Source organism: Francisella opportunistica (assembly GCF_003347135.1).
Classification (GTDB): domain Bacteria; phylum Pseudomonadota; class Gammaproteobacteria; order Francisellales; family Francisellaceae; genus Francisella; species Francisella opportunistica.
This window is the reverse complement of record NZ_CP022377.1, coordinates 852,876-866,266: the sequence shown is the minus strand read 5'-3', so window position 1 is coordinate 866,266 and position 13,391 is coordinate 852,876. Positions and strand designations below refer to the sequence as shown.

Here is a 13,391-nt window from a genome sequence, read left to right as displayed (position 1 = left end):
GATTTAAGCAGCTTTAGAACCAAAAAACTCAAAATGAATATCTTTTTCATTAATTCCATTTTTTAATAATTTTTCATGTATAGAAAGCATAAAATCTTGTGGGCCACAGAAAAAATATTGTGAATTATTTTTATCATCTTTAAGATACTCATAAACTGTCTCTAGGCAAACTAAACCTTGCTTTGCATTAGTTCCTGCGATATTTTCATAGAAAAAAATAGTTTCTAGCCTTGGATTTTCCTTTGACAATTTCTCTAATAAATCTGCAAAAGGATGTTCTTTCTTACTTTTTTTACCACAAACAAAAAGTATTTTTCTTTGATTGGTTGTTTTTAATTCTGATAGCAGCATACTCATTAGAGGTGTAATGCCAATACCAGCTGAGATTAAAACTAATGGCTTGTCTAGATTTTGATTTGTTTCTAAGAAGAACTCTCCACATGGAGGGGCTACTTCAATTTTATCACCAACTTTAATCTCATCAGATAAATATTGAGATACATAACCTTGGTGTTCTTTTTTTACGGTAATTCTTAGATAATCTTCACCTGTCGCAGATGAAATACTGTAATTTCTCATAGTTGTTGTTCCATTATATGGAAATCGTACTGTTATATATTGACCAGGTCTAAAATCAAATTTATCAAAAGAACTATTTTTTAAATAAAAAGAATATGCGTTTACGCTTTCATTCTCTTTTTTAACTAACTCAAGCTCTTTGAAATTATCCCAACCATAATTTTCTAAATTTTCTTTATAAATATCTTTTTCACGATTAATCAAAATTTCTGCTAATAAATTATAGGCCTCTGTCCAAGCTATAATAACATCATCACTATCAGATAAACTCAATACTTCCTTAATTGACTCTATTAGATTAGTTCCAACAATAGGATAATGTTCTGCTTTAATTTGCAGAGATGCATGTTTTTGAGCTATTAACTCAATTGCTTGACCAAGTACTTCAAGATTATCAATATTTTTTGCGTAAGCTAAAATTGCTGCAGCTAAAGCCTCAGGCTGTGAAGAATTTTGTTGTCTTGAAAGATTAAAAAATTTTTTAACTTCTGGATTATGTGAAAACATTCTCTTATAAAAGTATTTTGTTAAGACAACACCATTTTGTTCTAATATAGGAATTGTTGTTTTTATTGTGTCTATATTTTTTTGGCTTAGCATAATTGATCTCCAAACTTAAAATTATAATATGCATTATATATGCATATTATAATAGATACAAATTTATTTTATACTTTAACAATAAATTTTAAAAAAATATTTATATGAACTTGACCTCTTTTACTGATTATTCATTAAGGATTTTAATAATCTTGGGGTCAAACCCTTCTCAAAAATACAAAACAAAAGACCTCGTTAATATATTAAATATAAAATTAAATCATGCTACAAAAATTATAAATAAATTATCAAACTTAAATTATATAAAATCATATAAAGGTAGATTTGGAGGTATATCAATTTCTCGCGCTACTTATAGTATCAAATTATCTGAAATTATAAGAAAATTAGAACCAATGAATATTGTAGAATGTTTTAATAAAGATACAATTACATGCCCGCTAATACCAAACTGTAAACTCAAATTTATATTAACCCAAGCTAGTAATGATTTTATAGCTAGGTTAGAAAACTATACTTTTGCAGATATTTGTAATATTTCACCACAACAGCTAGAATATGATAATTAAAAGCTAGATCTTTATATCTTCACTAGCAACTACAGTTACACCATCTTGACTAGAGAGGACGTAAAACTTATATCTTTAATTTTATTTATTGATGGTACTTATTTAGTTCTGGTTCTCTTGAAAAAAATTTTTAGCAAGGTAAATAGTTTTTTGGATATCTTCATCACTATGAGCTATTGAAATAAAACCTGCTTCATAAGCTGATGGCGCCAGATATACACCATTATCAAGCATATATGCAAAGAACTTATTAAAGACCTTAAGGTTTGTTTTACCTAAATCTACAAATGTATTTATCGCAACTTTGTCACTACAGAAAAATAAGCCAAACATTCCTCCTAAGCATTTTGCATGAAAGTTAAAGTCATAAGCTTGGGCTGATTGATTTAAACCATCAACTAACCTTTGTGCTTTAGCTCCGAGCTCATCAAAGAACCCTTGTTGTGAAATTTTTTCTAAAGTTTTAATACCTGCTGCCATTGCAATAGGATTTCCTGATAGCGTTCCTGCTTGATATACTGGCCCTGCTGGAGAGACTTTTTGCATAATTTCTTTACGCCCACCAAAAGCTCCAACTGGCATACCACCACCAATCACTTTACCCAAAGTTGTCAAATCTGGTTTAACATTATAAACACTCTGAGCACCGCCTAGAGCAACTCTAAAGCCAGTCATTACCTCATCGAATATAAGTAAGCTACCATTCTCATCACAAACAGTTCTAAGCTTAGCTAAGAACTCATCTTGTGGGAAAATCATATTCATATTACCAGCGATAGGCTCAACAATAATACAAGCTATCTGATCTTTATATTTTTCAAAAAGCGCTTGGATAGAATCAATATCATTAAAACTAGCTACTAAAGTATCTTTGACAACATCCTCAGGCACACCTGGAGAATTTGGTTGACCTAAAGATAATGCACCGGAGCCAGCAGCTACGAGAAATTCATCTGCATGTCCATGATAGCAACCTTCAAACTTGATGATTTTGTTTCTGCTTGTATATGCTCTTGCAAGTCTAATTGCGCTCATAGTTGCCTCTGTACCTGAGTTTACAAATCTTATTTGCTCAATACTTGGCATCAGCTCAATTATCTTTTTAGCAAGTTCAACCTCTTGCTTACAGGGCGCTCCATAGCTTAGACCATTTTTAAGTTGACACTGTATTGCTTCTAAAACATCATCATCACCATGACCTAAAATCATCGGACCCCATGAGCCGATATAGTCTATATATTTGTTCCAATCAACATCATATAAATAAGCACCTTTTGCAGATTTTATAAATCTTGGAAACCCTTGATCGACACTCTTAAATGCTCTAACCGGAGAGTTGACCCCACCTGGAGTATACCGTTGTGCTTCTTGGAATAAAATTTGAGAGTTTAATTTATTCTCCATTTTCATCTTCCTGTCTGAACTTATTTATTTTTATCTCAACTGCTTGCATTAGTAAACTAGCAGCATTTATTTTTGTAGCTTTGTATATCTCTTGGATACCTGTTGGACTAGTAATATTAACTTCGGTTAATTTATCACCAATCACATCAATGCCAGCAAACATTACGCCTTCTTTTTTGAGCTTTTTGGCGACCTTTTTGGCAATCTTATAGTCGCTATCTTGGAGTTCTCTAACCTCTGCTGTAGCGCCAGCTGCTAGATTACCGCGATTATCACTATCACTAGGCACCCTAGCTAAGAGATACTTAATTGGTTCACCATTAACTATGAGAATTCTCTTATCACCTTCTTTGATAGCTTTTTGGTAATCTTGAACCATTATATAACGACTTTGATGCTGTGTAAGTGTTTCTAGTATTACATTTTTATTTTTATCACCATCTTTAATCCTAAAGATAGAACTACCACCCATACCATCTAGAGGCTTGACAATGATGTCTTTGTGCTTTGCATAAAATTCATTAATCTGTTTATAGCTTCTAGTGATCAAAGTATGAGGTGCAAATTTAGGATAATTTGCAATAGCTACTTTTTCATTAAAATCTCTAAGCGCTTGAGGATTATTAACTATCAAAACATCATTTTTTTTGGCTAGATCTAGCATATATGTGACATAAATATATTCCATATTAAATGGCGGATCTTTACGCATAAAAATACAATCTAGATCCAATAATGAAAAATCATGATGTTGCGATAAAATCTCATACCAAGCTTGTTTTGCTTTATGAATTTTTATCTTAAGTGCATCACCTTTTGGTTTACCATTGATTATTGATAAATCATTGAGATAAAAAGTATAAATCTCCCAGTCTTTATCTTGAGCTGCCTGTAGCATCATATAGGTACTATCTTTTGAGATATTAAAAGAATTTAAATTATCTATTATAAATCCAACTTTCATTATCTAACCTATTTTATATCCAATATATTTACCTAAATCTTTACCATTTAAAATATCTACAATATTAAGCATTTTTTTGTTAGGAAATTGTAATTGTTTAAAACTGATTACTTTATCATTTGTCGCAATATCAAAGCCATTTTTACTAATAGCTATAATTGTACCTGGTTGTTGGTTATCAGCTTGTTGCTCAATTATCTCAAAATCGCCAACTTTTACTGACTCGCCATCTAAGATAAAAAATGCTGCAGGCCATGGCGTAAATGCTCTAATATGACAACTAATTTGCCAAGCTGTTTTTTTAAAATCAATCAACCCCTCTTGCTTAGTAATCTTATGCGCATAACTAGGCTCCCCTTGTTGCGGCTGTGGTTTAATAGTAGTTATATTTTCTAGAGTTTCAAGTAATGGTTTAATTGATAATTTAGCAAATTTATCATGAAGTGTCTGAGAGGTATCAGTACCTTGTATATCAATTTCTAGAGTATTTAGAACATCTCCGGTATCAAGTCCAGCATCCATCTGCATTATACAGATACCTGTTTTTGCATCTCCAGCTTGGATAGCTCTTTGAATAGGTGCAGCTCCACGCCACTTTGGCAGTAATGATACATGGATATTCAAGCAACCATATTTTGGAATATCTAAAAACTCCTGAGGTACAATAATTCCATAAGCCATGACAACTATTACATCTGGTTTTAGCTTTTTGATTCGCTCAAGAACTTCAGGATTTTTTTTAAAAGTTAATGGTTGAAATATTGGCGTATTATTTGCTAGTGCAACTTCTTTAACAGCTGAGAACTGTACTTTTTTGCCGCGACCTTTTGCTCTATCTGGTTGCGTAAGTACAGCTTGGATATTATGTTGTGATTGATATAAATCCTTTAAAACTTGTGCAGATATGTCAGGAGTTCCAGCAAAAATTATATTTAATTTTTTCATTTACTTAATCTCTAAAAGCGTATCCACGTAATTGAACACTGCTTAACTCATTGATTTGTCCTTCTGGATAAAGGCAAACATACTTTATCTCATGAGCTCCATGTTGCGCTGCTAGTTTTATAGCTTCTTTAAGATCTTTATTACAAAGTTTTTGAAAATCTTTTTCATTACTAACATGAGTTGCTGTTCTAACTTGACCAATATTTCCTTGTGTATTACTTTGATATTGTAAATTATATACTCTGACTTGACTTGGATCTGTTGGCGGCAGTTCAGCACTATATTTAGGTAAAAAAACTCCCTTTGTTTCAGGTTCATTATTAGAAGTAAAGAAATAAACACAAACTACGAAAATTATCACCAAGATAACTGCATACATTAGATTTTGTTGAAATCGTCCCATTTAATTAGTTATAATTTTTTTATTGCTACGCAAATTTTATCACAGATAGACTAGCTTAGCTAAAATATTACAGACTTTAAAATACTAGATTTTGAGATAATATCATTTATATTTAATTTCCCAACAATTATGAATATTCTTATTAGACAAGAAATCACGCGATAAACAGATTTTATCAATATTTTCACAATTAAATTTTTCTAATATCTGTGGCGATATCTTAAAGCGTCTATAATTGTTTGAAAAATACAAAACACCATCTTTCTTAAGCGAATCCATTGCTAAATTTATCAGCAACTCATGATCTCTTTGAATATCTAAAATATCATCCATACGCTTCGAATTTGAGAAAGTTGGTGGATCTAAAAATATCACATCAAATTTATCTTTATTGATTTTTAACCAACTTATACAATCTGCTTGAATAAAATTATGCTTTTTGGCATCAATATTGTTTAGAGTAAAATTATTTTTACCCCACTCAAGGTAAGTATTAGACATATCTACACTTGTAGTTTTAGCACCTTTCAAAGCAGCATGAACACTGGCTGTGCAAGTATAGCTAAACAAGTTTAATAAAGTTTTGTTTTTTGCAGCTTTTGCAACTAGCTGTCTAATTTTACGGTGATCTAAGAAAATACCTGTATCTAAATAATCATCAAAATTGACATAAAACTTAGCATCAAATTCATTGATAATATGGAATTTATTTTTATCATTTTCTTTTTGATACTGCTCTTTGCCCTTTTGGCGCTGGCGCACTCGTGTATGAATATTTTCATACTTGATGTCAAGAGTTTTATGTATCTGATATATAGCTTGGTAAAATCTTTGCTTAGCAATATTTTGATCTATAGTTGCATCAGCACGGTATTCTTGTAAAAAAACATGCTCACCATATACATCAACTGCAACTGCAAAAGTTGGAATATCTGCATCATAGAGACGATAACACTCAATAGCTGTTTGCTTTAACCATGGTTTTAAGCTTTTGAGATTCTTTTTAAGCTTATTTGCGAAATCTATATGTTCATCAGACTTCTGTACACTTGCTTCAGCAAGGCGAATATTTTTCTCAAGCTGGCTTTCATGTTTAAACTTAGCGTGTTCATTTATCTCAAACTGATATAATACTGTTTCAATTGCACCATTATAAAATTTATTTCGCTTGGTAGTACGTAGTTGCATCTCTTTGATCGACTCAGCAAAACTTGTCAAAATTGCTACTTTCCAAGCATAAAAATCTTGCGATAACCTATCACCAAAACCATTAAAAATATCTAAAAGCTCATCAAGCTGATCACCATATAAACGCTCACCATATGGCGGATTTGTAACTATTAAACCTGCACTCTCAAACTCATTTTCAAGGTCACGAATATCTTGGCGTTTGATAGTTATAATACCCTCAACACTAGCTTGATAAATATTTCTCTGTGCTTTATCTAAAACGTTGTTATCAATATCAAACCCAAGGATAATTGCATGGGTAGCTTTTTGTGAGTCTTTAGCAATTTGTAGTAAACTATGCCATAACTCCTTATCATGAAACTTTGAGTTAAATATTTTAAATTCTTTATTAAGCAGCACCGGAGCGATATTTTTTGCCATAAGAGCAGCTTCAATAAGTATAGTCCCAGAACCACACATTGGATCAATCAATATTGGTTGCTGTTTTTTTAGCTCTTCTAACCACCCTGCTTTGATAAGTATCGCTGCAGCTAATGATTCTTTCAAAGGAGCTTGTCCTTGAAATTGGCGATAACTGCGTTTGTGCAAGCTATCAATATTTAAGCATAAAAATACATTTACAAACTGTTTGTGCAAGTGAAGTTTAATGACATTATCAGGCTTTTCTGTATCTACATTTGGACGTTGATTTGTAGCGTTTCTAAACTGGTCAACGATAGCGTCTTTGGTTTTTTGAGAAACAAACATTGTGTTGTTAAAATCATAATGTTTACCTGATATTATAATTTTGAAAGATTTATTAACCTCAAAATAATCCATCCAGTTTATAGATGATATAAAGTTATATAAATCTTGTTGATTTGTAACCTTATCAGTAGCTATTTTTAACATAACTTGGCTAGCTAAATAAGAATATATACACACCTTATAAGCGTCTTCAATAAAGCCTTCAAATTCCACTCCAGCTAGTTTTTCTTGTGAAGATATACCTAATCTGTCTAATTCATCTTTGAGTATTAGCTCAATACCTTTGGCACAGCTGACAAAAAATGTAAATTTTTGCATGAGAAAATATAAATTATAAAATATGTCTTAACATAATATATTAATTGATATAAATAACAATCAGTATTAGAAGCTACTCTTTTTGTTTTTCTTTAGTCTGAAAGACTATATCCCAAATCGGGAAAGCTACAGAAAAATTCACATTAGGGTTCTTATGATGCGTCGCATGATATCTTTTGTACCAATATAATATCGAGCCCTTCTTAGCTCTAACGTGATGTGTAGTATGATGAATTATAAAATAAAAAAGCAAATCCAATAAAAACGCACTAAAGATAACGCTAGCATATTCTAGATTTAATATAAAACATAACGGTAAAAAAATACAAAACATATATACCGGTAAAGATACATAAGTAGGACTTCCTATAAGCTCAATAGGTTTATCATGATGTAATTGATGTAGTTCTTTAAATACAGGACAATGGTGAAAAATAACTCTATGAATAAAATATTCAATAAATGAACCAAGAACAATACCAACTAAAAACAATACAAGTATGATTTTTAGATTAAAATTAAGTAATTTAGAACCATAAATAAAAAATGCAACTGCAGCTAAAGGATAAATATAAAAATCACTCCAATAGCCAGTACTAAGGAGCTTCTTAAATTTAATAACGTTCATAAAATATAGTAAAATTTAAATATTAAAGATTATTGTAAATCATTTAATTAATCATATGAATGAAATTAAGCAAATTAACTAAAAATACTATTGATTTTAGAGCATATAAAATTATAATATTGTCTTACATACTCGCATAGCTCAGTTGGTTAGAGTACTACCTTGACATGGTAGGGGTCACTGGTTCGAATCCAGTTGCGAGTACCACAAACTCTTCTTAAATTTTCCCACGCATCCACAAAAGCCAACAAAGTCAACACTTTAGAGCTATTTGCTTTCCAAGTAAATCTTAAGTATTTCTAGCAACTTCTGAGCTAAATGATATACACAATGACACCAACAATCAGCTTTAAAAAATTATGTATATACCCTCTCAAATTAGAAGTATTTAAATAAACTCACCTATACTTCTTAAAGTTTTCAGCTTGCTCAAAGATCTCTTTGAAAACTTCATCTTTTGTAATTGGTGGATAGCCATGTTTTGCCAAGAGCATTATTAGATCTACTTTCAGTTCGGCTTTGATATCCTCTCTAATATTCCAATCAGTATACTTTGATTTATCATCGACTACTTTTTTGACTTCTTTTGCCAAGGCTATAAGCTTATCCTCTGGATAATCAAACTCATATCGAATAGCTATATCTTTTAAGATGTCATAAAAAGCTTTTTCTTCAAAATCGATACCCAGATCACCAAAAGATTCTTTTTCTTTTTTTAGAGCATGATATAAATCAACAATCTCATCTGTAAAGTCATTTAAAACATCACTAACTAACACATCCTGCTCTTTTCGCTCATTGTATTTCTCTACAAGTGAGTTAAGCTTTTTAGAGAAGTCTAATGCTTTGACTTTGTTTACCTTTTTAAAATCTTCTAGAGCTTTTACTAATAGCTGTTGTAAAAGCTTAATCTTAGTATTTGGAAGTTTTACTTTATTTATTTTGTTTAGATAATCTTCATCAAAAATATCAATTTTTGATTCGTCATCACTACCAAGTTTAAATATCTCCTCAACACCCTCACTTTTGATAGCCTCTTCTATCATATTGGCTACCCTTTTGTTCATCTGTGCGGTATCTGGAGCTTCGCCTTTGGTAAGTTTGACAACTATAGAGCGGACAGCTAAATAGAAATGAATAAGATCTTTCTCATGGTCTGAAAAAGCATCAGCACCACAGCAAATATCATAAGCTGCTTTTAGCCTCTTGACGATATACATAAACCTATTTTCTAGCTCTTTTGTTAGCTGGACATATTCACTAGCAAAGTTTAGACAATTTAGTTGCTCAACTGGTGAACCTGAGAAATATTTACTATTATCAAATGTATGAAAAAGTTTTGCTAATAAATCTAGCTGATCTTTGACAACAACTATAGATGCCTCTATGTCCTCAAAGTTTTGGCTATCAATACTAGAGAATTGTTTAAGAGCTTTATTCATCGCGGTTTTCATGCCGATATAGTCAACTACTAAGCCTTTATTTTTACCTGCGTATTTCCTATTAACACGCGAAATAGTTTGGATAAGATTATGCTGTTGGATTGGCTTATCAATATAAATAGTATCTAAAAATGGCACATCAAACCCTGTAAGCCACATATCAACTACGATAGCTATTTTGAAGTTAGATTTTTCATTTTTAAATTGAGTATCTAAAGTCTTACGATACTCTTTTGTGCCTAGTAGATTATATAACTCCTCACAATCATCTTGGTTACGAGTCATAATCATTTTGATTTTCTCTAGTGGAAGTATCTCTTTCTTTTCTTTATCTGTAAGTTCTGCGGTATCTTCACAAACTTTTTTGATATTTCATTCTGGACGCAAAGCAATGATTTCTTTAAATAAGGCATAAGCTATCTGTCTACTACTAGAGACAAACATAGCTTTGCCTTTGATAGTAGCACCCTCTGAGACTCTCTGTTCATAATGCTCAACAAAATCTTTTGCAATTGCTCTAATTCTATCAATATCACCAAGTATGACACTCATGTTTGTCATAGCTTTTTTGCTTTCTTCTATTTGGTGTTCATTTGCTCCAGCTTCGGCACATTCTTGATAATATTTCTCAATCTCTTGAAGTTTTGAGCTGTCTAGCAATACTTTTGCAGCTCTACCTTCATAGACTATTCGAACTGTAATTTCATCTCTAACTGATTCCGTCATAGTATAGCTATCAACGACATTACCAAAGACATCTAAAGTTGCATCTATCGGCGTACCTGTGAAACCCACATAAGTAGCATTTGGCAATGAGTCATGTAGATACTTAGCAAAACCATAGGATTTTTTGATACCATCTTTTGTAAATTTAATCTTTTGATCTAGGTTTATCTGGCTTCTGTGTGCCTCATCAGATATACAGATAATATTAGTTCTTTCACTGAGAATATCTAAATCTTCGGTAAACTTATGAATAGTAGTTAGAAATACACCACCACTTTCACGAGCTTTTAGCTTAGCTCTTAGGTCTGCCCTGCTCTCGACACTGACAACTGTATTATCACCAATAAACTTTTTAGCATTTGCAAACTGCTTACCAAGTTGGTCATCCAAATCTGTCCTATCTGTAATAATCACAATAGTAGGACTTGAGAAATGAATACTTTTCATCAACATTCTAGTTAAGAAAAGCATTGTAAAACTTTTACCGCAACCAGTCGCACCAAAGTATGTACCACCTTTACCATCGCCATGAGGTTTTTGATGTTGGATAATATTTTCATAGAGCTTTTTAGTAGCATAATACTGCGGATAGCGACAAACTATTTTCTCTTCTTTATGCGATTTATCAGGTATATAAATAAAATTATGGATAATGTCTACTAATCTCTCACGGTTAAACATCCCTTGAACCATTGAATGCATTGAGGCGATACCATCCACATCAACTTCATCGCCTGTGATTCTTCGCCAAGAATAGAAAAACTCATACGGAGCAAAAAGAGAACCAGCTTTATTATTGATACCATCACTAATGACACAAAAAGCATTATATTTAAAAAGCTCTGGTATATCTCTCCTATAGCGGACTGTTAGCTGATCGAAAGCATCTTTGATAGTTGCTTCTTCACGGATAGCACTTTTGAACTCAAAGACTACTAGAGGCAAACCATTTATATAAACTATGCCATCTGGTATGCGTTTACTGAACCCCGCAATCTCTAGCTGGTTGACTACCTTGAAGTTATTAGCATCGACATTTTGATAATCTATAAAATGAATACGAATATCTTTGGCTTTTGGATCTTCTCGTTTGAAATCAAAGCCACTAGTTACTAGTTCCATAGCAGCCTTGTTAGTATCATATAGATCACTAGCTGGATAAGCCTCCAGCTTACGGATAATAGTTGTAATCTCGTTAGCTGTGATATTATCATCTGCATATCTAGTAGCTAAATATTCACGCAAATCATCTTTGAGAAGTACATCTTTATCATCACGGATTATCTCTTTACCAAACTGATAGCTAATACCCTGCTCTTCAAGTAGCTCAATAAATGCAAGTTCTAGTTTTTCTTCTGTGAATTTGTTCATTTTTCATGTCCTGCTAATATGAAAAGATGTTAAACTCTTCATTACTAATAGTTTTTCCAATATTCTCTAAAATTTCATAATTGACTAAAGGTGATTTTTTCAACTCGTCTATATACTTTTCATCTACCCAATCAAAGTTCCATAAAGATATTTGTTCTTTATCTACTAGCTTACAGAGATTTTCTTTAAAGCTTATCGTTTCTTGAAAGTGCTTAACACAAGCTCTTTGTAACCAAATATCTAAATATCCTGTATTCGGAAGCCTATTAAATTTAGATATAATTTTTCCTATTACTGCACTTTTTTCATTGTCATCCAAATAACTTATTAGTTGACTAAGAACTGCCATAGATACGGAATATGTTCTCGGGTTATTATAGGCAATATCTATAACAATGCTAATTAGAACAGTTATACTTTCATGTTCAAGCTGTTTTTGGGTTGTTTTATTTAATAGTTCCCACACTTCTTGTAAATACTTTAAAGAAACTCCACTATTCTTATTTGTCTGAAGAAAATCATGAAGTATTAGTAATTTTTTTTGTAAAGTTTTAGCATCTTTTTCTTTAGAGAGCCACTCTAGTTTATCTGCTTTAATAGCTCCTAAAATAACATTCTCACAAACAATAGTTTTAGTTGCATTTAATTTAAACCCAAAATCAATCATTAATTTAGACAACTCTTTTAGTGCGTTTTCTGCTAGAGTCTTATCATTTGTAAAAATTCTATAGTCATCTCTATATCGAAGTATTTTTAACTTAGAAAAAACTTTTATACCATATATTCTTTTCAACTGAACTGTAAAACAAGCATCAATATATGTTAAAACGAATTCGGCAATCAAATCCATTAGAACACTACCTTGAGGAATCCCGTTAGTTTGACCCAATGACATATTTTGTATATGTGTATCTATCTTATCCCCAATTAATCCTTTTTGTCTTTTTGGATTTTTAGAAATTCTCTTAGAATGTAAAGACCACGGTATAGAGTGCGTATATAATGATCCATAACAGTTGGTTATATCAGTATGGTATAAATATTGATACTCCAAAGCCAACTCTATTGACTTTTGTTCTATAGACTCCCACCAATTAAAAATCTGAACAGCTTTATCTTTTTTCTTATTTTCTGATACTGCTGAATAGCTTAAACATTCAATTTTACTTATTTTAGATAGTTTATTTAGTCTCTTTTTTATAAAATCCCATTCATTCGAAATCTCCAAAACAAGAGAGGTATATAATATTGGATTAATCAGTTCAAATTGCCGCCAATCTAAATTACCATCTTTATTATGGAACAACTTATAATTAACATATTCAAATATTTTAGGTGATAATTTCTTACCTTCTTTATTTTTTTTATAAATATCATTTATGGATTTAGTGCCTCCACTCTTTGATATAAAAATTTTTTCAGATTGTTCGAGAATTTCAGAAAATGTTATATATGGAGGTAAATCAACATTAACATAAGATTCATGCTTCAACATAAAGTTTTTAAGCTCTTTACTATCTAAATCAAAAACAGTTTTGCTCAT

The 13,391-nt window shown here is 31.4% G+C and carries 9 protein-coding genes, 1 tRNA gene and 1 pseudogene; 2 read left to right on the top strand and 9 right to left on the bottom strand.

The features are described 5' to 3' along the window. Positions 1 to 3: 3 nt before the first annotated feature. The gene (hmpA, locus tag CGC45_RS04270; protein ID WP_071629114.1) at positions 4 to 1,179 is read right to left on the bottom strand and encodes an NO-inducible flavohemoprotein; all 1,176 of its coding nucleotides are present in this window, start codon (positions 1,177 to 1,179) and stop codon (positions 4 to 6) included. A 104-nt stretch (positions 1,180 to 1,283) separates the two neighbouring features. Here hmpA and CGC45_RS04265 point away from each other — a divergent pair, with 104 nt between their 5' ends. Continuing rightward, positions 1,284 to 1,709, top strand: a complete 426-nt coding sequence (locus CGC45_RS04265) for an Rrf2 family transcriptional regulator (RefSeq protein WP_071629113.1) — start codon at positions 1,284 to 1,286, stop codon at positions 1,707 to 1,709. A gap of 102 nt (positions 1,710 to 1,811) precedes the next feature. Here CGC45_RS04265 and hemL read toward each other — a convergent pair whose 3' ends face one another. From hemL to CGC45_RS04235, 6 genes are all read right to left on the bottom strand, one after another. Then, positions 1,812 to 3,113: a glutamate-1-semialdehyde 2,1-aminomutase gene (gene hemL, locus CGC45_RS04260; protein WP_071629965.1), complete on the bottom strand. Its 1,302-nt coding sequence runs from the start codon at positions 3,111 to 3,113 to the stop codon at positions 1,812 to 1,814. Further along, a complete protein-coding gene (gene gshB, locus CGC45_RS04255) occupies positions 3,103 to 4,077 on the bottom strand; it encodes a glutathione synthase (RefSeq protein WP_071629112.1) in 975 nt (324 codons plus the stop codon). The genes hemL and gshB overlap by 11 nt, the downstream gene beginning before the upstream one ends. A gap of 3 nt (positions 4,078 to 4,080) precedes the next feature. Next, positions 4,081 to 5,022: a methionyl-tRNA formyltransferase gene (gene fmt / locus CGC45_RS04250; protein WP_071629111.1), complete on the bottom strand. Its 942-nt coding sequence runs from the start codon at positions 5,020 to 5,022 to the stop codon at positions 4,081 to 4,083. A 4-nt stretch (positions 5,023 to 5,026) separates the two neighbouring features. Continuing rightward, positions 5,027 to 5,425, bottom strand: a complete 399-nt coding sequence (gene fvfA, locus CGC45_RS04245) for a Francisella virulence factor A (RefSeq protein ID WP_071629110.1) — start codon at positions 5,423 to 5,425, stop codon at positions 5,027 to 5,029. Between the two features lie 102 nt (positions 5,426 to 5,527). Continuing rightward, on the bottom strand, positions 5,528 to 7,681 hold the full coding sequence (gene rlmKL / locus CGC45_RS04240; RefSeq protein ID WP_071629109.1) for a bifunctional 23S rRNA (guanine(2069)-N(7))-methyltransferase RlmK/23S rRNA (guanine(2445)-N(2))-methyltransferase RlmL: 2,154 nt from the start codon (positions 7,679 to 7,681) through the stop codon (positions 5,528 to 5,530). A 73-nt stretch (positions 7,682 to 7,754) separates the two neighbouring features. Then, positions 7,755 to 8,309: a sterol desaturase family protein gene (locus CGC45_RS04235; RefSeq protein ID WP_071629108.1), complete on the bottom strand. Its 555-nt coding sequence runs from the start codon at positions 8,307 to 8,309 to the stop codon at positions 7,755 to 7,757. A gap of 130 nt (positions 8,310 to 8,439) precedes the next feature. On the opposite strand from CGC45_RS04235, the gene CGC45_RS04230 reads away from it, so the two are divergent. Beyond that, a tRNA-Val gene (locus CGC45_RS04230) sits at positions 8,440 to 8,516 on the top strand. 191 nt (positions 8,517 to 8,707) lie between these two features. Here CGC45_RS04230 and CGC45_RS09525 read toward each other — a convergent pair. Beyond that, a pseudogene (locus CGC45_RS09525) lies at positions 8,708 to 11,848 on the bottom strand (type I restriction endonuclease subunit R). 13 nt (positions 11,849 to 11,861) lie between these two features. Then, positions 11,862 to 13,391 (bottom strand): RNA-directed DNA polymerase, encoded by a 1,530-nt coding sequence (locus CGC45_RS04220; protein WP_114702061.1) that lies wholly within the window; start codon positions 13,389 to 13,391, stop codon positions 11,862 to 11,864.